General features: G+C 37.7%; 27 protein-coding genes. 7 read left to right on the top strand and 20 right to left on the bottom strand.

Annotated features, from left to right (window positions below):
• The 11 genes from ACKWCD_RS03985 to ACKWCD_RS03935 form a co-directional block, all read right to left on the bottom strand.
• Entirely contained in the window at positions 1-432 is a 432-nt protein-coding gene (locus ACKWCD_RS03985) for a YybH family protein (protein ID WP_413982641.1), read from the bottom strand.
• A gap of 101 nt (positions 433-533) precedes the next feature.
• Positions 534-2,222: a phytoene desaturase family protein gene (locus tag ACKWCD_RS03980; protein WP_413982640.1), complete on the bottom strand. Its 1,689-nt coding sequence runs from the start codon at positions 2,220-2,222 to the stop codon at positions 534-536.
• Positions 2,223-2,275: 53 nt separating this feature from the next.
• The gene (locus ACKWCD_RS03975) at positions 2,276-2,968 is read right to left on the bottom strand and encodes an SGNH/GDSL hydrolase family protein (RefSeq protein WP_413982639.1); all 693 of its coding nucleotides are present in this window, start codon (positions 2,966-2,968) and stop codon (positions 2,276-2,278) included.
• A 19-nt stretch (positions 2,969-2,987) separates the two neighbouring features.
• Positions 2,988-3,449, bottom strand: coding sequence for a hypothetical protein (locus tag ACKWCD_RS03970; RefSeq protein ID WP_413982638.1), 462 nt, complete (start codon positions 3,447-3,449; stop codon positions 2,988-2,990).
• Between the two features lie 29 nt (positions 3,450-3,478).
• On the bottom strand, positions 3,479-4,768 hold the full coding sequence (locus ACKWCD_RS03965; RefSeq protein WP_413982637.1) for an alpha/beta hydrolase family protein: 1,290 nt from the start codon (positions 4,766-4,768) through the stop codon (positions 3,479-3,481).
• 94 nt (positions 4,769-4,862) lie between these two features.
• The gene (locus tag ACKWCD_RS03960; protein ID WP_413982636.1) at positions 4,863-5,684 is read right to left on the bottom strand and encodes an EcsC family protein; all 822 of its coding nucleotides are present in this window, start codon (positions 5,682-5,684) and stop codon (positions 4,863-4,865) included.
• A gap of 78 nt (positions 5,685-5,762) precedes the next feature.
• Positions 5,763-6,683, bottom strand: a complete 921-nt coding sequence (locus ACKWCD_RS03955; RefSeq protein ID WP_413982635.1) for a carbon-nitrogen hydrolase family protein — start codon at positions 6,681-6,683, stop codon at positions 5,763-5,765.
• Positions 6,684-6,700: 17 nt separating this feature from the next.
• Positions 6,701-6,979 carry a hypothetical protein gene (locus ACKWCD_RS03950; protein ID WP_413982634.1) on the bottom strand — a complete coding sequence of 93 codons (279 nt, stop codon included), beginning with the start codon at positions 6,977-6,979 and terminating at the stop codon, positions 6,701-6,703.
• A gap of 5 nt (positions 6,980-6,984) precedes the next feature.
• Entirely contained in the window at positions 6,985-7,260 is a 276-nt protein-coding gene (locus tag ACKWCD_RS03945) for a hypothetical protein (protein ID WP_413982633.1), read from the bottom strand.
• Positions 7,261-7,263: 3 nt separating this feature from the next.
• On the bottom strand, positions 7,264-7,533 hold the full coding sequence (locus ACKWCD_RS03940) for a hypothetical protein (protein WP_413982632.1): 270 nt from the start codon (positions 7,531-7,533) through the stop codon (positions 7,264-7,266).
• Positions 7,534-7,724: 191 nt separating this feature from the next.
• The gene (locus ACKWCD_RS03935; protein WP_413982631.1) at positions 7,725-9,212 is read right to left on the bottom strand and encodes a S10 family peptidase; all 1,488 of its coding nucleotides are present in this window, start codon (positions 9,210-9,212) and stop codon (positions 7,725-7,727) included.
• Positions 9,213-9,335: 123 nt separating this feature from the next.
• Here ACKWCD_RS03935 and ACKWCD_RS03930 point away from each other — a divergent pair, with 123 nt between their 5' ends.
• On the top strand, positions 9,336-10,472 hold the full coding sequence (locus ACKWCD_RS03930) for a Gfo/Idh/MocA family protein (RefSeq protein WP_413982630.1): 1,137 nt from the start codon (positions 9,336-9,338) through the stop codon (positions 10,470-10,472).
• A gap of 24 nt (positions 10,473-10,496) precedes the next feature.
• On the opposite strand, the gene ACKWCD_RS03925 is transcribed toward ACKWCD_RS03930, so the two are convergent.
• From ACKWCD_RS03925 to ACKWCD_RS03915, 3 genes are read right to left on the bottom strand one after another with little or no spacing between them, the layout of a single operon-like run.
• Positions 10,497-11,261 carry a TIGR02757 family protein gene (locus tag ACKWCD_RS03925; protein WP_413982629.1) on the bottom strand — a complete coding sequence of 255 codons (765 nt, stop codon included), beginning with the start codon at positions 11,259-11,261 and terminating at the stop codon, positions 10,497-10,499.
• Positions 11,258-11,833, bottom strand: a complete 576-nt coding sequence (locus ACKWCD_RS03920; RefSeq protein ID WP_413982628.1) for a CPBP family intramembrane glutamic endopeptidase — start codon at positions 11,831-11,833, stop codon at positions 11,258-11,260. The genes ACKWCD_RS03925 and ACKWCD_RS03920 overlap by 4 nt, the downstream gene beginning before the upstream one ends.
• Positions 11,826-12,512, bottom strand: coding sequence for an ABC transporter ATP-binding protein (locus ACKWCD_RS03915; RefSeq protein ID WP_413982627.1), 687 nt, complete (start codon positions 12,510-12,512; stop codon positions 11,826-11,828). The genes ACKWCD_RS03920 and ACKWCD_RS03915 overlap by 8 nt, the downstream gene beginning before the upstream one ends.
• Positions 12,513-12,744: 232 nt before the next feature.
• Here ACKWCD_RS03915 and folE point away from each other — a divergent pair, with 232 nt between their 5' ends.
• Both folE and ACKWCD_RS03905 read left to right on the top strand, forming a co-directional pair.
• Positions 12,745-13,344, top strand: a complete 600-nt coding sequence (gene folE / locus ACKWCD_RS03910; RefSeq protein ID WP_413982626.1) for a GTP cyclohydrolase I FolE — start codon at positions 12,745-12,747, stop codon at positions 13,342-13,344.
• A 135-nt stretch (positions 13,345-13,479) separates the two neighbouring features.
• Entirely contained in the window at positions 13,480-13,782 is a 303-nt protein-coding gene (locus tag ACKWCD_RS03905; RefSeq protein ID WP_413982625.1) for a hypothetical protein, read from the top strand.
• A 4-nt stretch (positions 13,783-13,786) separates the two neighbouring features.
• Here ACKWCD_RS03905 and ACKWCD_RS03900 read toward each other — a convergent pair whose 3' ends face one another.
• Positions 13,787-13,993 (bottom strand): YgaP family membrane protein, encoded by a 207-nt coding sequence (locus ACKWCD_RS03900; protein WP_413982624.1) that lies wholly within the window; start codon positions 13,991-13,993, stop codon positions 13,787-13,789.
• 201 nt (positions 13,994-14,194) lie between these two features.
• Between ACKWCD_RS03900 and ACKWCD_RS03895 the strand changes: the two genes are divergently transcribed.
• From ACKWCD_RS03895 to ACKWCD_RS03880, 4 genes are read left to right on the top strand one after another with little or no spacing between them, the layout of a single operon-like run.
• A complete protein-coding gene (locus ACKWCD_RS03895; protein WP_413982623.1) occupies positions 14,195-15,415 on the top strand; it encodes a sulfite oxidase in 1,221 nt (406 codons plus the stop codon).
• 3 nt (positions 15,416-15,418) lie between these two features.
• A complete protein-coding gene (locus ACKWCD_RS03890) occupies positions 15,419-15,904 on the top strand; it encodes a monoheme cytochrome C (RefSeq protein ID WP_413982622.1) in 486 nt (161 codons plus the stop codon).
• The gene (locus ACKWCD_RS03885; protein WP_413982621.1) at positions 15,888-16,841 is read left to right on the top strand and encodes a sulfurtransferase; all 954 of its coding nucleotides are present in this window, start codon (positions 15,888-15,890) and stop codon (positions 16,839-16,841) included. Before ACKWCD_RS03890 ends, ACKWCD_RS03885 begins: the two co-directional genes overlap by 17 nt.
• A 21-nt stretch (positions 16,842-16,862) precedes the next feature.
• Positions 16,863-17,747, top strand: a complete 885-nt coding sequence (locus ACKWCD_RS03880) for a sterol desaturase family protein (RefSeq protein WP_413982620.1) — start codon at positions 16,863-16,865, stop codon at positions 17,745-17,747.
• Between the two features lie 16 nt (positions 17,748-17,763).
• Here the strand turns inward: ACKWCD_RS03880 and ACKWCD_RS03875 are convergent, their stop codons facing one another.
• The 5 genes from ACKWCD_RS03875 to ACKWCD_RS03855 are packed head-to-tail and all read right to left on the bottom strand — an operon-like array spanning position 17,764 to position 22,182.
• Positions 17,764-18,336 carry a type 1 periplasmic binding fold superfamily protein gene (locus tag ACKWCD_RS03875; protein ID WP_413982619.1) on the bottom strand — a complete coding sequence of 191 codons (573 nt, stop codon included), beginning with the start codon at positions 18,334-18,336 and terminating at the stop codon, positions 17,764-17,766.
• A 17-nt stretch (positions 18,337-18,353) separates the two neighbouring features.
• On the bottom strand, positions 18,354-20,753 hold the full coding sequence (locus ACKWCD_RS03870; protein WP_413982618.1) for a TonB-dependent receptor: 2,400 nt from the start codon (positions 20,751-20,753) through the stop codon (positions 18,354-18,356).
• Positions 20,754-20,799: 46 nt separating this feature from the next.
• On the bottom strand, positions 20,800-21,120 hold the full coding sequence (locus tag ACKWCD_RS03865) for a hypothetical protein (protein WP_413982617.1): 321 nt from the start codon (positions 21,118-21,120) through the stop codon (positions 20,800-20,802).
• 57 nt (positions 21,121-21,177) lie between these two features.
• Positions 21,178-21,684: a DUF6787 family protein gene (locus ACKWCD_RS03860; protein ID WP_413982616.1), complete on the bottom strand. Its 507-nt coding sequence runs from the start codon at positions 21,682-21,684 to the stop codon at positions 21,178-21,180.
• A 36-nt stretch (positions 21,685-21,720) separates the two neighbouring features.
• On the bottom strand, positions 21,721-22,182 hold the full coding sequence (locus ACKWCD_RS03855; protein WP_413982615.1) for a DUF6146 family protein: 462 nt from the start codon (positions 22,180-22,182) through the stop codon (positions 21,721-21,723).
• Between the last annotated feature and the right edge of the window lie 56 nt (positions 22,183-22,238).

The following is a 22,238-nucleotide window of genomic DNA, read 5'->3' as shown; positions in this document are numbered from 1 at the left end:
TTAACATGAAGAATCTCCAATAATCTTCCATTCTCCATTTATGCGCTTGAAAATAATCATAAACGTACCGTTGGCGTCACCAACCTCTCGCGTTAGAAAATAGCTTCCCATTACCCAATAAGCGTCATTATTAATTTTGGTAATGTTAGCAATTTCAAAATTTAATTCCCCTGTTTCTTTTTTAGAGGGATAATTCCTTTTGTAGTTGGCTAAAGTTGTTTGCCATCCTTTTGTGATCTTCCCTCTACTAAAATAGGTAAGTTCTTCTGATTGCCAGTAACCTGACATAAATCCTTCTAAATCATTTTCAGACCAAGCTTTTTGTTGTTGGGTGAGAATTGATCGAATAGCAGTAATATCATCTGCAGCTACTGGTTGGGTTGTTTTACAAGCGAATACAAACAAAAGAAGAATAGGAAGTATGGTTTTCATAAGTTTGGTTTTTTTGATTCGATTTAATTTTAAATTTAAAAGATATTTTAGAACCGGTTTGTATGACCCAATTTTTGGAAAATCAAGAGTATTGCTAAAAACTATGCCTCAGCTTTTTCTTTAGAAACCAATCGCGCTTTTCTAACTTCTATTTTCTTTAAAAGCCAGTCTGGATAGTCAGACGGATCTTCAGCCTCATAAATACGTAAATATTGATCTTCTTGTGGTTGTTTCAATTCGTCTGGGTGACAACCTAAAATCTGAGCTGCAGTAGCGACACCAGAGTGACTAGCTCCGGCAACGCCATGTGAAAGTATACTTGCACCACAGAGATAGAGATTTTCAATTTCACTTTTGCTTTTAAATGCAAACGGACCAATATGTTTCAAACTTTTTTCAGTTCCATAGACATTGCCTGCTGTAGTGTTTATATAGTATTCATTGGTAATTGGCGTTCCCAATTCTTGATGTACAATATGTTTACTGATATTTGGAACTGCTTTTTCGAGTCCGTTTATCATTTTTTTGGTAAGGTGTTCTTTAAAAGCTAAGTATTCTGCAGAACGTTGAGCATCCTCATCTTTATATTTTTCAAAGGCCTCATAGCCGATAAATGTAATCACTTCTAAAGTATGATGCTTCCCATCAAAACTGATAGGATCTTTTAAGGTGGTGCAACTAATAAACATTCCATCGAAAGGAATATCCGAAGTTAAATCAGAACTCATTGACGCATCGTAGTAATCGTCTTGATCTTTGTCTGGCATCATCCAGATATTTCCGGAGTCTATTCCTGCAGCCACAACATCCATGTCCACAGTTAAGAATAACATCAATGAAGTACAGGAGTAAATCGTCTTTTCTAATTTTTTCTGTAATTTTTTGCTGAGATGTCCTTTGCCAATAAGGTCATTGTAGGTGATTCCAACATCCGCATTGGATATGATTTGATTGGCAAAAAGTTGCTCCCCATTTTCTAGTTCAACCCCAACAGCTTTTTTCGAAGTGTCACCCTCAACCAGTATTCTTTTAACACCTTTGCTTGTCCATACTTCTCCATGATGTTTTTTTATAGCATTGGTCATAGCCTTTATTAATGCTCCACCACCTCCCATAGGATAGTAACCTCCGTAAAAATAGTGAAACATCAAAGCAGAATGAAGAACAAAGGCGGCCTTTCGAGGTTGAACCCCATGATCTCCACATTGAATATTCAAGATGTTTTTAAGTAAAGGATCTTTGATATGCCAATTGATTACCCGACGTAGATTGAATAACCCGTATTTTCCAAAATGTCTGGTTTTATAAGGAATGCTCAATTTCTGCCAAAAACCCTTGAAATAGGGAAGTGAATATAATTCTTCACTTACTTTTCGAATGAGTCCGAGGTATTTTTTAATTCTTTTTTCTTCCTTCGGAAAACGCTCCGATAAACGGGAAATTAGCCGTTCCGGATCGGCGGGAAAATCAAAACGATGTTCTCCAATATGCACATGTTCATAAGCATCAGGATTCATTCTAAAAAAAGCTAAATCATTGGCAATTCCTAGTCCACGATAAAGGTCGTTGGTTGCTTCTCCCTCACCACATAAACCTACGTAGTGAACTCCAGGGGTAAAACGATGTCCGTTAAGATAAAAACTATGACACCATCCGCCAGGCACATCATGCTGCTCTAATACTACTACTTTTTGACCTGCTCTAGACAAACAAATAGCAGCGGCAAGGCCACCTGCACCTGAACCGACAATAATAGTATCGTATGTTTTTAGGGAATCAACTTGGGGCATACATTTTCTTTTTCAATATCGAAGATAAAAAGAAAATGCTTAGCTTTTTTATATTACATTTCTGATAAAGCCTGAGCTATTGCCGCTTCAACTAAAGGTTCCATAACGGCGTAACCTTCTTTTGTTGGATGGACTTCATCAGAAGCATATTTCTTTGGAAGTCCATTTCGATCATCGACCATTGCAGAGAAATAATCTAAGTAGATGTGTCCTTTTTCATTACAATAGTCCTTCATCATTTTATTTAATGCTATAATTTTTAGTGCTGGTTCTAATCCAGGTTTCCAAGGGTAATCGTAAGCAGGTAGGGTAGAGGAGAGTATTACTTTTATTCCGTTGGCATGTGCTAGTTCGGCCATTCCTTTTATATTATCTGCAATCATTTCTAAGGTAGAGGGACCTGTATTACCAGCAATATCGTTTGTTCCGGCTAAAATGACGACCACTTTTGGTTGTAAAGCAATCACATCTTGTCGAAAACGAACAAGCATCTGAGGTGTAGTTTGTCCGCTAATACCTCGATTCACCCATGGTTTGCCCTCAAAGAACTCAGGGCGAGCGTTTAACCATCCTATCGTAATAGAATTCCCCATAAATACTACTCGATCTTCTCCCTCTTTAGGGGCCTCTAATGCAGCATTTGCTTTTTGAAATTGTGCGAGATTAGGCCAATCTTGGGCTTTTAGACCATTTGTAAGCCCTAGAGCAGTAAGCATTCCGATCATAAGTACTTTTATTTTTTTCATAAATTGACTTTGTTTTCTACTAGTTTAAAGTATCAAATTCTTTCTCTTCTTCCAAACTCAAGGGCAGTTCACTTTTTAGTTTCTCCAACTTTGGTTTTTGAAATAGTAGATAGGCAAGGAGACATATGGCTATCACTAAATACAAGGCATTTCCTTCGTTATAATATATAACTAGAGCCAAAATTGCAGGACCTTCTAAAAGGGCATATTTAAAAATGTTTGCGATCTGATAGCGTTGTAATTTTTTAGATAACGGTTCCTCTTTTGGAAAGTTTTTGATCAAATTTTGGTATACAAACTTACTGGCAAAATAGCCTGCCATGGCCACTATAGGTATCAAGTAAATGAATATGCTATTTTGATTATTGCTGGTTGAGAAACTTCCATTTTGAACAAAAGCAAAACCCGCAAAAAAACCAATACTTGCACACAAAGAAAGATGGATTAAGCTCAATGTTTTTATAAAAGAATTGGGTTGCATTTTTTAGTCTTTGGAATTTTATCTTTCTGTTATTCTATCGGAGAGGCATGTAACAATTCCATTCCGGTTGAGGATCTAGGCTTGAATCCTTCCCAATCTTTTTCATTGGAATCTGCTTGAATATCAAGATACTTTGCATATTCCTTTTGCTTCAAATGGATGCCAATAAAAGCGGTTACAAAATGTTGATTCACGTTGTTAATCTTTCGCTGATCCCAGGTTGAATCGGCGTAGCGATAGTATTCATCAATATGCAATCCTGGTTTTAAAGATTCAGCAGGAGGAGGATTCGCAGCGACATTGTGTCTTGCGCCAATATAAGTCAATAAATATCGGTCTGCATTGATTGCTCCTTCATAAATTGCTTTGATTCCCTTTTCATAACCAGAAATATCATCTTCACTTCCTGCAATGAACAAAGTTGGTGTTTTCAAGCCTTTTAATCCTTCTGCATCCCAAACTCCGCGTTCCATTCCCCAAGGGGCAAATGCGACAACAGCTTTGATTCGAGGATCTATCATTTTTTGATATTCAGGATTACTAGCAGAATGAATACCCATGGCTCTACTGCCTCCTGTCATTCCCACCGTAAATCCTGCGAAAGCATCACTATAACCCGCACCAGCAACATTTAGAACACCAAAGCCTCCCATAGAATATCCCAAAATAGCCGTATTGTTTGCATCTACGAGCCCTTTTAAGGAGTCGGAACTTCCAGAACTCCCTAGTGCTTCCATTTCATTAAGTAGGAAGCGAACGTCTAACGCACGATTCAATAAAGTACTTTGAAATGCATTGGCATCTTTAAATGTAGAATCGGTATGATCGATCGCCACAACTATATAACCTTTAGAAGCTAAATTTTCAGTCAAGTAGGTCATTAAGTAACGAGAACCTACATAACCGTGTGACACAATAACCAATGGAAAAGCACCATCTTTATTCTCAGGAACAGCATCACGCAAAGCGCGACCTTTGAAGGTAAAAGGAATTAATGGGCGAAGGGAATCACCGCGAGTACCCATAACTTCTTGATAATTAACGGTGGCATTGACATCATTTGGTAAAGTAGCCGGATACCATACTTCAGCAGTTAATGGTCGATCGTATAAAGGGTCTTCACCTTCTTTAGAATTTAAGATGTCTATTTGATTTTTGTTCACTAAATTGAGGGTTCGCACTCCTACCGAATATGCTCCTCGAATGGATAATTCAGGAGCATCGGGTAAAGGGTCACCATACAAAAACTCTTGTGCATTAGTGCGAAGAGTAAAAACTAGGAAAGCAATTAACGAAAGTATAATAGAGCTCTTTTTCATAAATGTTTTTTATGTGAGCTTTAAAAGTAGGGAAATTATTAGATAATGGATTCTTGAATAATTAGAATCAAATATTTTTTAAAAGCCAAATAATCTATTTAGAGAGTTGTATTTCTTCATAAACCCCACGAACCAATTCTTCACCGTATTTTCTCTCTAACCTTCGTACTGTAAAGTGGGCTTTGGCCATATTCTGGAAATGATTAATGAATGCCAAATTAATTGAGCCACCACCAGCAGCGCCGATCACGGGAATCGCCTGTGCAACAAATTTTTCAGATACCTGAATACTAAAACGTGAAGCTACCGCTCCGATCAATTTCAAAAGCGTGTTGTTGCTACCTTGTAAAACGGCGCCCATTCCATGTTTGGTTGCATAAGAAGTAGCATTTTTTACGGCAGAACTCAATGCAACTCGGGTTGCATAATATCCGGTATCGAGGTTGTCGTCATGTTTTGATTTTCCGCCTAAGGCAAGAACTTGCAAACAAGCGAGTTGGGTATCATAAGAATTTAAATCTTCTCCTTCGCTACGTGCAATATCCATAATTGATCGCATCATAAATTTAGTAGCAACGGTTAGATCTACTGCGAAAGCTGTCGCTCCGAAGGCACCTCCTATAATTCCTGAAGAAGTTACTAAAGCTTTATAAGTTTTGTTGGAAGGAGTAGAATTCTGTTTTCCCTTTTGCATAGTCTTCAGATTTGCCTTTACAACAGTATGAAGTACTTTGTGTGCTACCTGCTGTAGCCATTTTTGTTGTTTCTGCGGGAGTTTATCTATTCCGGTTTCTAAAACACCACCAATGCGATTTAAGCCTTTCATTGCCCAACCGATTTCCTCCATCTTCTTTTTGGCAGCTTGTAGTGCTAGCAAATCTTCTTCAGAAAGTGTTGTGACTAATGAAGTACTCATTTTTAGATATTAGATTTATCTATTGGTAGTAGGTTTTCTATTTTTGTTACAACTCAGGTTTTGTGAATATTTTTAATTCTATGTTTTTTTTATATCCGGCTGCCCATTCACTTTTAGTTCAAAAATATCATTCCGTGCGTAATGCCCGATAACATCAAAGTCGAGTTTACTCTTAGAGACGTCTTCCAGATCTAGATCCGCGATAAGAACTCCAGCCTCGTCAAATAAGGGACCCGCAATAAGTTTTCCCAAGGGGGAAACGATTACGCTTCCCCCCGGACAAATGTTTTCAGGTTCACCTTCAACACTCTTCATATACCTCTCAGGATACATTGATTTTGTATAATACTGATTACACCCTAGAACAAAACATCGACCTTCAAGGGCAATATGTTTCATTGTGGAGATCCATTCTTCTCTTGAGTCGGCTGTTGGGGCTATGTAGATTTCCACACCTTTTTGGTACATGCTCATTCTTGCCATGGGCATATAGTTTTCCCAACAAATAAGTCCGCCGAGTTTACCGATTGGCGTTTGGAAGCTAACTAAGGATTCTCCTGCCGCTTCAGCCCAAATAAGTCGTTCGGTTCCTGTAGGTTTTATTTTTCGGTGTACTCCCAACAAACCTTGTGTTGGTGAAATATAAAGCATGGAGCAGTACAAACTACCATTCGTATTCTGTTTCTCAGTTACTCCTATAACTAAGTAGGTATTTTGTTCCTTGGAAATTCTTTCCAAACGGATGCGATCATCACCCTCTAAATCAATACTATTGGCGGTATATTCTGCATAGAGTTGTCTCCCCTCGTCTGAGCGACTTCCTATTTTTGCTCCAAAATCAAATCCTCTGGGATAACCAGGTATAAATGACTCAGGAAAAACCAATAATTCACAGCCTTGGTCTGAATAGGTTTTTACTAGAACTTCTAACTTTTGTAAAGTCTTTTCTTTATCAAAAAAAATGGGACTTTCTTGTACGACGCCAACTTTTACTTTCATAGTTCTAAGGTAACTTTTTAGGAGCTAACTACTAAAAAGGTAAAATAAGCAAACAACCCCAGCAGAATAAGAGCCAAACTACCGTATATCACTATTTCAATCAGCGCTTGTATTTTCGCCTGTTTTCTTATTTTTAACTTAATGGTATTCAATTCTTTTTTTGAAACTTCTTTAAATTCTAACTCAGTTTTACCTGAGATCTCTATAAATAGACTTTTGGTTTCTTTGAATTTTGCGCGCTTCAATAGAGAGCGGTTATTTCTAATTACAGTGATAGCATCTTGTCCGTAACCCATTTCTGTTATAAATAAAACAACCAATAGAAAAAACTTAGCGTTAGAATTGTACAAACAATATAGATAGCAGTTTCAATTCTTGCCGCTCTCTTTGCTTTTCTTCGAATTTCCATTTTAATTCGGAAAAGTTCTTGAGCTGATACTTCTTTAAATTCTAGTTCGGTTTTTTCAGAAGTCTCGTAAAGTAAAGTTTTCAAGTCTTTGAATTTTCGTTTTTTCAGAAGTGCTCTGTTTTCACGTAAACTAGTAATTGCTGCTGCTATGGTTCCTGCTGAACTCATATTTTAGATATAAATTAACCAGTACAATCCCAAAAATACTACAGCAGTGCATAGAAGATATATGCCAGCTTCTTTCCAAGCATCAACTTTTGCTTTTCTTCGAATCTCAGCTTTGATTTGAGTTAACTTTTCAGGTGATACTTTTTTAAACTCCAACGCTGTGCTATTGGCGGATTTTAAAAACATCTCCTTGACCTTCTTGAAGGTATTTCTTTTTTGTAGTAAAGCCCGATTAGCTTTTACTACTTTCATTGGTTGTCCTGCATATCCCATAACTTCATCTTTTAATTATGGGTAGCGTAAATTGTGGTTTTGTTACAAGAAATATATTTATATGTAATGAAATTCAAGCATAATTAAATAAAAAACACCTTAAGTCAGTTACAATAACCTTAAGATGTTTCTAGGTTCTCGACTGTGTTCGCAATGAAATCTTAGGTCTTACTCCTAACTAAGCACAAATACTAATACTTCGCACTTTTTCCATTAGCAACAGTTCTTTTAATAAAATCTCGGATATCATTATTGGCATTTTGTAAATCTTCACGGCGCAAGTACATCATGTGTCCCGAACGATAGCCTTTAAAATCAAAACGGTCTTTCATTTTTCCACTGGGGTCTGTCTGCCACATGGTATATTTTGCTTGAAAATAAGTAGTTGCACCATCGTAATACCCCGATTGCACTAATACATTTAAATAAGGGTTTTGTGCCATAGCCTGACGCAGATTATCACGGGTATTGTCTTTTTCATTATTCCATGGGCGAACCGGACCGAACATATTGTATTTGATATCTGTTTTGAATTTCAGTTCCTCCTGTAGATAATAGTTGATCGCAGGAGTAAAGCTATGCAGCCAAGAGGTGAGTTCTGCACTGTAATCAGGCTTGATTCCAGTCAATTGACGATCAACACCTAAGTAGCGCGAATCGAGACGACCTATAGTATTTCCATGTTTTTTTAAAAGATTTTTCCAGAAATACTGTACGGGCACCACCAAGTTTTGATCCAAAATATCTTGCTTCGGAAGGCCGGAGTAATAGGCAATTTTTTCAGCGGCTGCATTCTTTTCAGTATCTCCAATGAAACCACCCTTGGCTAATGCCGGAATAAGAGTATTTACGGCATAGGCTTCGGACTCCGGCAGTATTTCTAACAAATCTTTATTCTGTAATTCTGGAGGTAAAACTTTATGATGCCAAGCCGCAGCTGTAAAATAGGGTAGGCTAATCGCATTTTCCACAGCACCGCCAGTATTGTATAATTTGTAATCAGCAGGAGATACCATAATAACTCCGTTGAGATACATCCATTGCTGATTTTGCAGGGCAAGGGAAAGCCCCATTACTCTGGTGCCACCATAACTTTCACCTATAATATATTTCGGTGAGCGCCAGCGATTATTTCTCGTAACAAAGGTGTTCAACCACTCAGCTAGGTATTTGATATCTGCATTAATTCCGAAGAATTTTTCGCGATCTACTTCTTTTCCTGATTCGGGTATTGTACGACTATAACCTGTATTTGCAGGATTCACATAAACGATATCGGTCACGTCTAAAACAGAATATGGGTTTTGCTTTACTCCATAAGGTTGAACAGGATAACCTTCATCATCAATCTTTAAAATTCGAGGACCGGTATACGCTAAATGCATCCAAACAGAACCTGAACCTGGTCCACCATTAAATGAAATTAAGAGAGGGCGTGAAGCACGATCTTTAATATTGTTTCTTGTATAATAGGTATAATGCAATGCAGCAATAGGTTTTCCCATCTCATCCCAAACAGGTTGTGTTCCTGTTTTAGCGGTATAGTTTATTGGTGTTCCATTAATGGTCACGCTATGCTGGGTAGTTACTACGGTGTCTAAAGGAAGCTTCCGTTCTTGTGAAATTGAAAATTGAAAAGTAAAAACTGAAAATGCAAAAAAGAGTATGAGTCGTTTCATTTTTTTGATTGAATTAGTCAGGATTAAAAATAGGGAAAAGGAGGTTCATATCAAACCTGCTGTTTGAGGTATCCAATAAAAATATTCGTAGCTTTAAATAGCAATCGAAAAGAAACTAAGATTATGTCAAATATCAGCCGAAGAACTTTTAATAAAAGACTAACCCAAGGGATTGCCGGTACCGCTTTGTTTACAGGAATGCCTATAGCTTGTGGAATGGGCGCAGGACAGCAAGAAAGGAAACTAGGCGTTGCTCTAGTAGGATTAGGAAGTTATAGCGCCGGACAACTCGCGCCAGCCCTTGTAAGTGCGGAACATTGTTATTTAGCAGGGATTGTAACAGGTACTCCTCTAAAAGAAAAACAGTGGATGGAGCAGTACGATATTCCTAAAGAAAGTGTTTATAACTATGAGAACTTCGATGATATAGCAAAGAACGATACTATTGATATTGTTTACGTTGTTTTACCCAATAGCATGCATGCGGAATTCTGTATTCGTGCAGCTAAGGCTGGCAAACATGTAATCTGTGAAAAGCCCATGGCGGTAAGCGTTTTAGAATGTGATGCAATAATAGAGGCGTGCAATACTGCCGGGGTTAAATTAAGTGTAGGTTACCGCATGCAATCTGATCCGTACACGGATGAGATCAAGCGAATGGTTCGTGAAAAATCATTTGGAAATGTGCAGTATGTATCATCAGATGCAGGTTATATTTCAAGAAGTAATCCAGATCAGTGGCGCTTAAACAAAGCACTTTCGGGTGGAGGGGCACTTCTGAATATGGGAGTCTATTCGATACAAAGTAATATATATGGAGTTGGTAAGAATCCTATTTCAGTTTCAGCTCAAGAATTCAGTACTCGCCCCGAATATTTTAAGGATACCGATGAGAGTATTACTGCCCAAATGCAATTCCCGAATGGAGCGGCAGGGCATTTGTTTACAAGTCATAATGCCAATGCAAATCGACTTTTTGTAAGTTTTGAAAAGGGTTGGGCAGAATTAAACCCATGTCACAGCTATGGCCCTTTGGCGGGTCGTACTTCAGATGGTAAGCAAATCAAATTTCCGCATAGATCACAACAAATGCTGCAGATGGATGATTTTGCAAAACATATAAAAACGGGAAGCACAAATTTTGCACCTGGCGAAATGGGTAAACGCGATATGATTATTTGCGAAGCGATTTACCAATCAATCAAAGAAGGGGGCAAGACCATACCTTTGGATTTAGGTGATATGGGAATTGTTTCCTGATTTGGATTTGCATTTTTTTTTGGACTAAAACTTTTCAAAAACGCCTAATCCGAAAAGTGCAAAGTCATATTTTACTGGATCTTTAGGGTCTAATTTGCGTAAACTTTTGTCAAGTTCTGCTAAAGCCTTTGCATCATTTTGTTTTCGTTTGAGTAGTTTTAATTTTCGAGCTACATTTCCTGAATGAACATCTAAAGGGCAGGAGAGTAGTGCTGGACTAATGGTATTCCATAGCCCGAAATCAACTCCGGTAGAATTATCGCGAACCATCCATCGTAAAAACATATTGATACGCTTTGCGGCAGAACCTTTTAGTGGATCACTAACATGTTTGGTAGTTCTGCTTTGATGCGGCAGTTCAAAGAAAACTTCTTTAAAACCCGATATTGCTGGTTGCATTGAATCAGTAGTTATTTGTTTGGCAAATACCTTTTCCAACCCGTCATGATGTACGTAAATGTTTTTTAAGCTTTGGATGAAACAACTGAAATCGATCGCATTAAAGGTGCGATGCACAAAACCCGCTAGTTTGTCTAAGTCCGATTCTTGATGGTTTAGTACAAAATCGTACGGAGAATTGTCTAACAACTCCATCATGCGATTAGCATTGTTGATAATGCTTTTTCGGTTTCCCCAAGCGATAGTAGCCGTAAGAAATGCACTTATCTCGATATCTTCTTTTTTAGAAAATCGGTGTGGAATTTGAATAGGATCACTTTCCAAAAATTTGGGGTGATTGTACTGCACTACCTTAGCATCTAGAAATTCTTTGAGTTCTATTTTATTCATTCCAAAGGGAGGTCTAAGAGTCTTAGAATGAGAACTGGCCCCATCAGAATCAAATTAAAAAGTGCGTGACATAAAATGGTCCAAAACAAGCCAAAGCGAATACGTATAAAACCAAAAATGACGCCTACACCTATTTGTGGAGCTACCAATATTGGGGATAGTAAGATAACAGTGTTGGAAATTTCAAAATTTGAAATATGAATAAATCCAAATAGAATTGTCAATGTGTAGAAAATATACTTGAAATACGTTTTCTCACGAAAAAACACCATTGGCCCTCTGAAGAATAATTCTTCAAAAATTGGGGCAATAATGACAGCTAAGAGAAATAAATACCATGGCGAATTTTTTTCTAGGGCAGCCTGAACGGCATGTTCACCCAAATCAAGACTAAATATTGTTTCAACAACACCCCCGACTAAACCCAATGCGATACTAATGGCGAGTCCAATTCCAACTAGACCCATCAAAATTTTGACTCTATAGCTGGTATCTGTATTTTGATCTTCTATATAAACAGGGTTCTTGATAAAGTTCCAAAGCTCAAACAGTAACGGAAAACTATTAAGCATTTTCGACCGTTTGGGCCTGATTGGTAATCAATCCGTCGACCATAACTAATTTTCGGTCAGCCATATCTGCTAAGAGCTCATTATGTGTTACAATTACGAAGGTTTGTCCAAATTTATCTCGTAACTCGAAAAACAACTTATGTAAGTTATCTGCACTTTCAGAATCTAAATTTCCGCTGGGTTCATCCGCAAAAATAATTGAGGGGCTATTTACTAATGCTCTGGCTACAGCAACGCGTTGCTGTTCTCCTCCTGATAACTCGTTAGGTTTATGATTATATCTATGAGAAAGTCCTAGAAAATCTAACAACTCCTTTGCTCTATGCTCAGCTTCATCTCGTGCCGTTTTTTTGATAAACGCGGGAATACAAACATTCTCTAAGGCGGTAAATTCTGGAAGTAATTGATGGAATTGAAAAATAAATCCGATATGTTCATTTCGGAATTTAGCCAAAGCCTTATCTGATAGTTGTGTAACTTCAGTATTATTTATGGTTAATTGACTATTTCCTTTATTGGATGGAACATCTAACGTGCCTAAAATTTGTAATAAGGTTGTTTTTCCAGCTCCTGAAGCTCCCACGATTGATACTACCTCACCTTTTTTGATATGCAAATAAACTCCTTTTAAGACTTGGAGTTCTCCATAGAATTTCTCAATATTTGAGGCTTTAATCATACTACAATTTTTATAAGATGAAAGTAAACATTAGGGTGGACATGGCAAAATAGCTTAGCTCAATTGATTTTAAAGTTATGGAGATAGTTTTATGGTCTTAGAGAACCAAGATATTATGGAAATATGAATGTACCTTTGAAATGCTAATTATATCATAATTTTATTTTGTAACAAGAATAATGATTAAATTTGTTTAGCTATTATAGAAAAAGAATAAACAAAATATTTTTGAATGTCTCCATATAAAAACCTAGAAGAATACAATTTAGAAATTACCGACGAAGTAAAAGAGCGCTACTCATCTATTATTGATGAGATAGGAGAGGATGTTAAACGTGAAGGTTTGGTTAAGACTCCAGAACGTGCTGCCAAAGCAATGTTATTCTTAACCCAAGGATATCAACAAGATGCTGCGGAAATCTTAAAGGGTGCCATGTTCAAAGAAGATTATGACGATATGGTCATTGTCAAGGGCATTGAATTGTATTCGCTGTGTGAGCATCATATGCTTCCGTTCTTTGGGAAAGCACATATAGCTTATATCCCTAATGGACATATTGTAGGGCTAAGTAAAATTCCCCGTATCGTTGATGTTTTTGCACGACGCCTGCAGGTACAAGAACGCTTAACGCATGACATTTTGGAATGTATCAATGACACTTTAAAACCGAAAGGAGTTGCTGTAGTTATTGAAGCTTCACACATGTGTATGATGATGCGCGGTGTTCAGAAACAAAATTCGGTTACCACGACTTCAGGTTTCCGAGGTCAATTCGAGAAAATCGAAACCCGAAATGAATTTTTGAAATTGATTAGTTCAGACTTGACATAATTTTATGCCACCTGAGGCACGGTAGAATGACTAGCAATCATTTGTAGTCGTCCGCCGTGCTCAGAAGGACATTTTAACTTTACAGAACTTTGGCACCTTTATTGTTTTCTTTGGTTAGAATTCATAATTTTCAATATGTCAAAAACCAAAGACTCTAAATACAAAAATCTCTTTCTCGGTTTATTATTTGATGCTATCGGGATGCTTTCTTTCGTAGTTCCATTTATTGGTGACTTTTCTGATATCATTTGGGCACCAATTGCAGCATGGCTGATGACAAGAATGTACAAAGGAAAGGCCGGTCAGGCAGCTGGAGCAATAACGTTTATTGAGGAAATTGTGCCCGGTTTAGATATCATTCCAATGTTTACTATCATGTGGGTTTACACCTATATATTTAAAGGTGGAAAAAAGGAGACCATTATAGATGTAGACTAAGAACTTACTCTTTTACTTTGCAGGTATTTAAACCTACTAATGCATATAGGGGACAGAAACTAATGAAGCTTGTCAACACGAATACCCCAGCGAGCGCCAGTAATACGTAAGCTAGTGTTCCTTCAAGAATATTCATGTAAAATAAAACGCCAACTACAGCGGCTACAATAAAACGGATAATGCGGTCTGCACCGCCCATATTTTTCTTCATAATTTTTAATTTAAATATTCAATAGCCAAAACTATAGCTGTCACTATTGCTGCACATAGGATACAAACCAAAAGCAGTTTAAATAGTTTGGTCTTCATAATTCAAATGTAAAAATTGTATTTTTCAGGTATTGTAACATTAGTTACGGACATGATTCGTATTTGATTGTAATTTTAGTTAACCAACCGGATATTTAGAAATATGAAAAGACGCTTCTTTATAGAAAAAACCGCTTTGGCATCAATGACTGCAATTCTAGGAACTGAAATTGTTCTCGGGGCTTCTATGCCCAAAGGATACACACCATTGGCACTGCAAGACCCCGATCCCTTTAAGATGTTTGGTAAAGATCCTCAAATGGTAGTTTTGAATAGCAAACCATGGAATATGGAAGCCCAGGCCCATTTACTTGATGATAAAATAACGCCGGCTAAATTCATGTTTATTCGAAATAATGGACTTATTCCTGAAAACGTAGATATCGATAAATGGACTTTGACCATAGACGGAGAGTCCGTACAAGGGGAGAAAACCTATTCTTTGTCGGAACTGAAGTCAAAGTTCAAACACTATAGTTATCAACTAACATTAGAATGCGGTGGAAATGGCCGAAGTGAATTTGACCCGCCTGCAAAAGGAAATCAATGGACTATCGGTGCTGTTTCAAGTGCAGTATGGACAGGAGTTCGCTTAAGAGATGTTTTAGCAGATGCCGGGATAAAAGATGACGCGGTTTATATTGGATATCATGCTGCTGATTCACACCTAAGTAGAGACCCTGAAAAAGAACCTATTTCTCGTGGAGCACCAATGGCCAAGGCATTGCAAGATGAAACCTTGTTAGCCTTTGCAATGAATGGTGAAGACATTCCACTTGCAAATGGATATCCCTTGCGTTTAGTCGCTGGAGGATGGCCCGCTTCCGTTTCTGGTAAATGGATTAATCGCATCAGTATTCGTAATAAAGTACATGACGGAACTAAAATGACAGGTACAGCGTATCGGGTTCCTTGTAATCCGGTTGGACCGGGAGAGAAGGTGAAAGATGAAGATATGTGCATCATTGAATCCATGCCCGTGAAATCTTTGATTACCTATCCGAAAACCGGGGCTAAGATATCCGAAGGAAAAAAATTAAATATTCGAGGTCATGCTTGGGCAGGGGAGTTAGAAGTTTCAAAAATGGAATATTCTATTGATTTTGGAGCTACGTGGCAAAATTGTTCCTTAGAAAAACCAGCGAACCGTTTGGCTTGGCAGCATTTTGGGGCTACTGTTTCTTTTCCAAAAAAGGGATACTATGAGGTTTGGGCTAGAGCTACAGATTCACAAAATAAGGCTCAACCGATGCTTTTACCAGGATGGAATCCGAAAGGATATTTGAATAATGCGTGTCACCGCATAGCCATAAAAGTAGTATAAACGATGGATGAGAATACCAATTTACCAGAACTGATAAAAGCAGTTTATAGAAGCTTATTTACCTTTTTGATTGCTTTTGTCATTATCGCGGTGGGTTTGATTGCTTATATCAAAAACCCGGATTTGTTTCGTGGCGATTCGAAATCTACCGAGGCTGATTTAGAGTATGTTACCCTACCTGAAGATGATGATTTTGATAAGATTGAAAATGGAATTCATGTGCGGACAGGTTTTGTAGAAGCTAAGGGATTGATGGAAACCGTTAATAATTGCACAAATTGCCATTCCTCTGAACTTGTGCTCCAAAACAGAATGTCTAAAGAGCGTTGGGTAGCAACCATACGTTGGATGCAAGAAACCCAGAATCTATGGGATTTAGGGGGTAACGAGGAGATAATTGTTAATTATTTGGTTACAAATTACCCCGTGATGGCTAAGGGAAGACGTTCAGTACTAACCGATATTCAATGGTATGATCTGGAGGATTAGTAGCATTCTTTTTGCATTCCTTTTGTTTTCCTCTTGCAAGGAAAAAGAGGCAGTAAAAACGATTCCACTTCCAATAGAAACTTTAGGTTATCATAGTACGAGGCATTTAATAGAGGCAAAAAAATTGAAAACTGTTCTAGAAGAGGAGCATATCAAAATCATTGATTTTCGAAAATTAGAGGAATATAAGGCAGGTCATATTCCCAGTGCCTTGCATCTTTGGAGATCTGATATTGAGGACAAAACGTACCCTTACAAGGGTATGGCTGGTACCAAGGAGACCCTTGAAAATGTGATTTCCGATTTGGGAATTCGACCTGACGATATCATTATTATCTATGATGATAAAGGTTTATGTGATGCCGCCCGCTTGTGGTGGGTGCTAAAAATCCATAATTTTAATAAGGTGAAATTATTGAATGGTGGTTGGACGGATTGGAAGAATAACCAAGGTGCAATTTCAACGGATGTTCCTGAAACCTCCCCTTCAAAGTTTAAGTTTAATGCTGCCGAAGCCAAAGATTATTTGGTTGGTAAAGATGGTCTTAGCGCAGTATTGGAGACAAAGGATTTAATTTTGATTGATAGTAGAACGGCCGATGAGTTTAGTGGGAAACGACAGAAGTCGGGAGCGAAGCGAGGAGGTAGAATTCCTGGTAGTTTGAATATCGATTGGATGGAAGCAATAAGAAGCGATAATCAAAAGTTTAAAGCTAGAGGAGAGCTTGAAAAAATATATTCGCAAGTTGGAGTGGCGAAGGACAAACCTATTATTACCTATTGTCATACCGGAGTTCGATCTGCGCATATGACATTTGTATTAACCGAGTTGCTTGGTTACACCAATGTAAAAAACTACGACGGCTCATGGTCTGAATGGAGTTATTTTGATGATTTGCCTATTGAAAAAGATAGTGTAACGTCAGTATTGAATTAGGAATACGACTATTGTTAAGCTATGGAAAGATATATAGATGCCTTTGTAAATTCATTTTTAGGAACAGTAAGTTGGACGTGGAAATCTATTCTCTTCGAAGTACCTTGGTACAACAATTATTTCTGGGGATTGATTCTGATTTCCCTCATCGTTTGGGGATTTGAGATTTTGTTTCCGTGGCGAAAAGAACAATCCATCTTTCGAAAAGACTTTTGGCTAGATGCCTTTTACATGTTCTTCAATTTCTTCATTTTTGCGATTGTTATAAGCGGTGTTTATAAACTTTTAGGATTGTTGTTTGTAGATATGGGAATAACCTCCAAGTCCTTAGCATTAATTGATATTACCGCATGGCCGGCATGGTTACAACTAGTTGTTTTCTTTATTGTTTTAGACTTTGTACAGTGGTTTACACATACACTTTTACATCGTTTTGAGTTTCTTTGGAAGTTCCATAAAGTACACCATTCAGTAAAGGAAATGGGCTTTGCAGCACATTTAAGATACCATTGGATGGAGAATATTCTTTACAAACCTTTAAAGACTTTCGGTGTAATGATTCTAGGTGGTTTTGAACCTGAGCAAGCCTATATTGTCCATTTTGCTGCAATAGCCATCGGACACTTCAATCATGCAAATATTAAGCTCACTTGGGGCCCTTTAAAATATATTTTAAACAATCCCGTGATGCATTTGTATCATCATGCTTATACACTTCCTGAAGATAGGAGTAGAGGAGTTAATTTCGGAATCAGCCTTAGTCTCTGGGATTATATTTTTAAAACAAACTACATTCCCGAAGATGGAGGAAAAATCGAATTGGGTTTTGTTGGAGATGAAGAATTCCCTAAAAACTTCTTTAAACAAATAACCTTTGGTCTTGGAAAGTCAAGACCAAAGGCATAATTGAATTATAATTTTCTTATTGCACAGTAAGATTGAAAGTCTGTGTAATATCAGTTTCTCCACCGGCATCTGCCAAAGTTCCATCGTTAGGCTTCTTTGGTTCATGTCGTAATGTAATTTGCAAAGATCCACTTCCTGCATCACCTGTAGTTAAGTCAAACTCAATTCCTACAGGATTACCATCACCATCTTCATCACTGTATGTAATACCACTAATTGTACCACCACTGACGAATATAAATTGGTGTTCATCATCTTCACTTTTTACTTCTTCAGTAATATCTTCTGCAGGAGATTCTGTCTCATTCAAGAGTTCTATGGTCCCGGCATAAGTGGTATTTGCTGTTAAATCACCCGAAACTGAAATGGTTGGGGCATTTGGTCCATCACCATCCAAATCTTGAGATTGCAAAGTAACGGTTGTTGCTCCTGCTGCCGTAAGCGTAACATTCATGGTAGTGATAACTTCTTCCTCATTTACAGGTGTTGGTGGGTCATCATCATCTGAACATCCGACAAAAAGACTTGCACTGATTAAGACGAATAAAGCTAAAACTGATTTCTGCATAGTGTTTTTATAATTTTTCATTTTTCTAATTTTAATAGTTAATAGTTTAATTTTAATTGTAGACTTAAGTTTCTTCCCAAATCGTCGGCGAAGTAACGTTGTCTGTTTAAATAGGCTCTGTAATTTGTATTCAAAAGGTTTTCAGCACTTACCGATGTTGTAAGCATACTGTTCCCAAAAACCGTAAAAGCCATCTTAGCGTGTAAGGCTAAAAGGTGATAGGCCTTTGGTGGGGTGTTAATTGCCAAAACCACCTCTTGTTGTTGTTCTGGTGATAGAACAACCAAGTTAGGTGGAAACTCGTTTTGACGAAAAGCGTATCTACTTTCAAGTCCGATCTCAAAATCATTCCATTGCGGTCTCAGATAGGTTAGTATATTTCTAAAACTCACTGGCGGAATTTGAATCAAAGCTCCACCTTTAGACATGTCCTTTCCTTTTACCAAAGAAAAACTGTGATTGGTTTTCCAATTGGTATGAAACTCGGTATACGCGGTAAAATCCACTCCGATAAGCCTTGCATTTGTTTGACGATACGACCAAACAGGAAAAGCTCCCCGTATGGTAAATTCAACACCCGTTGGCTCCAAAAGGATAAAATTTGAAATGAAATTTGCATACGGCTCTACGGAATACCCCCAGCTCTCGAAATCTTTGCTTTGTGATAGCGAGACCTTATGAGAAGTCTCACTAGAAATGCGTAAATCGCCCAATTCTATCCTTGCTGCGGAATGATGTAAACCATCACTAAATAGCTCAGAAGGATTTGGTGCTCGCTGCGCCAAGGCATAATTAAACCGAAAATTGGTGCTGTTGTCAGGTTCGTATTGAAACCCAGCAGTACCTGAGAAATTGTGGTAATCAAATTTGGGATTTGTCAATAACTGTGTTCCCAAATCGTCTATAACCAAACTTTCAAACTCGGTATCATATCCACGTTCTTCCCATCGCGATGTTAGATAGAACTTTTGGGCATTAATCCTGTTGAAATCATATCTAACCCCTGCATCTAATGTAAAACTTTCATTCAAATTAAATTCTGCAATTAAAAATCCTCCAAAATCGAATTTTTCGTAATCGGGAATCAAACGACGCACTCCAGTCGCTGGATTGGCAAAATTATCTTGAAAGCGGGCCATTAATCCAGTAGTCAAGGTGTACTTGGAATTTGCATCCCATTTGAAATCTGTTGCGAAGGTGTGCGTGGTGAGCTCTAAGTCAATGGATGCTGTATTTCGATCATCCCCCACACGGACATCATATTCAAACCTACGATTGTTTTGAAAATCGTACTGAAAATTCCATTTTCCCAAACCTTGAAATCTTTTGTACACATTTAAACTAGCAATGTGATGTGTGACTTCTTGGCGTGGTGCCACGATCTCATAGGTAAACGGGTCGATTACCTCTGGTTGTCCTCCGTTAATACTTCGAATTAAATCATCAACATTTCCGATATGTGAAGCGCGAAGAATAGCCAATTCTGCATCGAAGAAACTATAGTTCGCCTTCCAGCCCCAATCAAACATTTGCTTTCCAACGTTAAGTTTGACTCCTATTTCCTGTACTCCTGTATTGGACAAAACATAACCTGGCGCTTCACGGTCGCCCAATCTTTTAAAAGAAGCTTGACCGTTGGCAAACCATCCACTTTCATAGGTTTTGCTCAATTCAGAGCTTATGTTTCCACCACGACCATTGGTCATTGCATTCAACAAAGTTTTACCAAAAAGTGAATCTTTTTTGATTGTCTTTTGCGGAGAAACCACGATTACTCCCCCAATGGCATCGCCACCGTATTGCAAAGCTGCAGCTCCTTTTATAACAGAAATTGAACCTGACCCATTGATATCTATATTGGGAGCATGTTCTTCACCCCACTCCATATCTTGCATGCGTACGCCATCGTTCAAAATAAGAACACGGCTACCATTCAAACCATGAATACTGGGTTTAACGATATTCGAACCCGTATTTAAGGACGATACCCCTGCGATTTCTCGCAATGCATCTCCAATACTCTTTCCACTAAAACGCTCAATGGTATTGAGGCTTAAGGTTTGTTCTGATGCGGAATTGGTTTCCTTTTTAACCAAATCACCAACTACTTTTACTTCCTGTAGTTCTTCTAAGTGGTGTTCTAAACTAATTTCTTTATAGGTATCACCCTCCATAGTAATCGTTATGAACTGTGATTTGCAATCCGGATGAAAGATTTCCAATTCCAAAACACCATCACAAATCCCTTCAAACCTGAATTTTCCATCAGATTTGGTCATGGTTGTTAACGGTGTTCCTGTTATGAGTATGGTGGCCCCATCTAAAGGCGTGTTGTCATGAAAGTCAACAACTTGCCCTAGAAGTATGGATTCACAATTTTGAGCGAATCCTTGGCCAACAATACTTAAAAGAAATAGCATGAACGCAAATTTCTTCATCGTGTCTTGTTCGAATAAAATTAAAAGTATTTACGGCTTCTGAGAACTAGGAAGCAGATGGAGGACCCCGAAGGGCAAAAGGTAGTTTTTGGTATTTACTTAAAAAAGTATAATGATTTTTATCTTTTTCTTTTGTAAAATTAGTAGTTAGTTTTTGAACCTTTACAAAAACGGGATATTGCTGCGGAGAGAGTTTGAATTTCTGAAAGTCACAATCAAATTCTATCTCGTGAACGTGAGTAGTACTATCATCAATACAAAGCAATTCTTGATGCTCGAAAAGTGCATGAGCCGTCTTAACAGCATTAGGGGCGAAAATCGCCGATACCAAAAGAATTGCTAAGATATTTTTGCAAAATTGTTTCAAAAAAACTTTCACGCGTTAAATGTAAAGAATTTATGGATGAAGATAGTTAAGGAAAGTCTAATTATTTTCTTCTTTAAAAATGAAACCCAATCCGAAACGGCTGAGCATTTTCTTTTCGAAGGTCCAGAAAAATTGAAACTGCCCGAAAAGCCATCCGAAAAGCACCAATAGTATTTGATAGAATATCAGGCTTATGACCATAAATAGAATCCAGTAGACAAAGACATTAAGATTTTCCTTGCTTATTCCTAATAACTTGATAATAGGTCTTCCAATAACAACACTTGAACTGCCCGTAATGGCGAAAACGATGAAGATGCGAATCATTTCCCAGCGGTAATTTACAATCCACTTGTTTTCTAATTTTTTAAAAATGAATAGACAGAGCTTAATTAATAGATAAGACAATACTAATGAAAGGCTTACACTTAAAAAGAAATTGATGTCTTTGGTTATAATTTTGGCTAATTTGAAAGAACTATATACAGTTCCTATAATGCCTAGAAGAGGAAATATAAGCTGCCAATTCTGTTGTATTTCCCAGCGTTCTTTGAACTTCTGCATGAATCAAGTTTTGCGATGCAAATATACGGTGCAACTTTAAATTCTTGCTATAAATGGACCAAGTCGTTGCCGGTATTTTCTTTGAAAATAAATGAAGTAATTGTAGAGCTTGTAATTTACTTCGTAGCCGTAATCAATGTTTTGTTGATAATCAATTTGCATTTCGTACAGATTAGGATTGTACCGAGAAGGTTGTAAAACCCTTTGATTCCAGTTTGTGACCATTATTTGGTTCCTTGTTTCTAAAAAGGATTGTGAATAATACCCTTCAGGTCTAGCTATACTTCGTAGCCAAATATTGAAGCCAGGTTCTATGATAATGATTTCGTATTCCGTTTCATCGCTTGAAATATTAATGGTGTCGCCTTCAGTTTGACTGAAAGCTTCCTTTTCCGCATCGGTGACATCAGGAATATCGACAGTTTCTTTGGTACTTCCACAACTAGCAACCAAAATAATAATGGCTAGAATGAAGAGAACTGATATAATCTTTTTCATAGGTTTAAGGTACAAAAAAACCGCTCTTGTTGATGTGAGCGGTTCTGTTAAATATG

The organism is Maribacter taeanensis (genome assembly GCF_047345145.1).
Taxonomy (GTDB): domain Bacteria; phylum Bacteroidota; class Bacteroidia; order Flavobacteriales; family Flavobacteriaceae; genus Maribacter_C.
This window is presented reverse-complemented; position numbering and strand designations above follow the sequence as displayed.

Excerpts from the sequence above, each read along its gene's own strand:
- ACKWCD_RS03960 (WP_413982636.1), bottom strand. The coding sequence starts at position 5,684 with ATGAGTACTTCATTAGTCACAACACTTTCTGAAGAAGATTTGCTAGCA.
- ACKWCD_RS03905 (WP_413982625.1), top strand. The coding sequence starts at position 13,480 with ATGTCAAAAACCAAAGACTCTAAATACAAAAATCTCTTTCTCGGTTTA.
- ACKWCD_RS03935 (WP_413982631.1), bottom strand. The coding sequence starts at position 9,212 with ATGAAACGACTCATACTCTTTTTTGCATTTTCAGTTTTTACTTTTCAA.
- ACKWCD_RS03940 (WP_413982632.1), bottom strand. The coding sequence starts at position 7,533 with ATGGGATATGCAGGACAACCAATGAAAGTAGTAAAAGCTAATCGGGCT.
- ACKWCD_RS03980 (WP_413982640.1), bottom strand. The coding sequence starts at position 2,222 with ATGCCCCAAGTTGATTCCCTAAAAACATACGATACTATTATTGTCGGT.
- ACKWCD_RS03945 (WP_413982633.1), bottom strand. The coding sequence starts at position 7,260 with ATGAGTTCAGCAGGAACCATAGCAGCAGCAATTACTAGTTTACGTGAA.
- ACKWCD_RS03915 (WP_413982627.1), bottom strand. The coding sequence starts at position 12,512 with ATGATTAAAGCCTCAAATATTGAGAAATTCTATGGAGAACTCCAAGTC.
- ACKWCD_RS03875 (WP_413982619.1), bottom strand. The coding sequence starts at position 18,336 with ATGAAAAATTATAAAAACACTATGCAGAAATCAGTTTTAGCTTTATTC.
- ACKWCD_RS03985 (WP_413982641.1), bottom strand. The coding sequence starts at position 432 with ATGAAAACCATACTTCCTATTCTTCTTTTGTTTGTATTCGCTTGTAAA.
- ACKWCD_RS03925 (WP_413982629.1), bottom strand. The coding sequence starts at position 11,261 with ATGAATAAAATAGAACTCAAAGAATTTCTAGATGCTAAGGTAGTGCAG.
- ACKWCD_RS03955 (WP_413982635.1), bottom strand. The coding sequence starts at position 6,683 with ATGAAAGTAAAAGTTGGCGTCGTACAAGAAAGTCCCATTTTTTTTGAT.
- ACKWCD_RS03950 (WP_413982634.1), bottom strand. The coding sequence starts at position 6,979 with ATGGGTTACGGACAAGATGCTATCACTGTAATTAGAAATAACCGCTCT.
- ACKWCD_RS03885 (WP_413982621.1), top strand. The coding sequence starts at position 15,888 with ATGATCTGGAGGATTAGTAGCATTCTTTTTGCATTCCTTTTGTTTTCC.
- folE (WP_413982626.1), top strand. The coding sequence starts at position 12,745 with ATGTCTCCATATAAAAACCTAGAAGAATACAATTTAGAAATTACCGAC.
- ACKWCD_RS03890 (WP_413982622.1), top strand. The coding sequence starts at position 15,419 with ATGGATGAGAATACCAATTTACCAGAACTGATAAAAGCAGTTTATAGA.
- ACKWCD_RS03920 (WP_413982628.1), bottom strand. The coding sequence starts at position 11,833 with ATGCTTAATAGTTTTCCGTTACTGTTTGAGCTTTGGAACTTTATCAAG.
- ACKWCD_RS03930 (WP_413982630.1), top strand. The coding sequence starts at position 9,336 with ATGTCAAATATCAGCCGAAGAACTTTTAATAAAAGACTAACCCAAGGG.
- ACKWCD_RS03900 (WP_413982624.1), bottom strand. The coding sequence starts at position 13,993 with ATGAAGAAAAATATGGGCGGTGCAGACCGCATTATCCGTTTTATTGTA.
- ACKWCD_RS03855 (WP_413982615.1), bottom strand. The coding sequence starts at position 22,182 with ATGAAAAAGATTATATCAGTTCTCTTCATTCTAGCCATTATTATTTTG.
- ACKWCD_RS03970 (WP_413982638.1), bottom strand. The coding sequence starts at position 3,449 with ATGCAACCCAATTCTTTTATAAAAACATTGAGCTTAATCCATCTTTCT.
- ACKWCD_RS03870 (WP_413982618.1), bottom strand. The coding sequence starts at position 20,753 with ATGAAGAAATTTGCGTTCATGCTATTTCTTTTAAGTATTGTTGGCCAA.
- ACKWCD_RS03860 (WP_413982616.1), bottom strand. The coding sequence starts at position 21,684 with ATGCAGAAGTTCAAAGAACGCTGGGAAATACAACAGAATTGGCAGCTT.
- ACKWCD_RS03880 (WP_413982620.1), top strand. The coding sequence starts at position 16,863 with ATGGAAAGATATATAGATGCCTTTGTAAATTCATTTTTAGGAACAGTA.
- ACKWCD_RS03975 (WP_413982639.1), bottom strand. The coding sequence starts at position 2,968 with ATGAAAAAAATAAAAGTACTTATGATCGGAATGCTTACTGCTCTAGGG.
- ACKWCD_RS03895 (WP_413982623.1), top strand. The coding sequence starts at position 14,195 with ATGAAAAGACGCTTCTTTATAGAAAAAACCGCTTTGGCATCAATGACT.
- ACKWCD_RS03965 (WP_413982637.1), bottom strand. The coding sequence starts at position 4,768 with ATGAAAAAGAGCTCTATTATACTTTCGTTAATTGCTTTCCTAGTTTTT.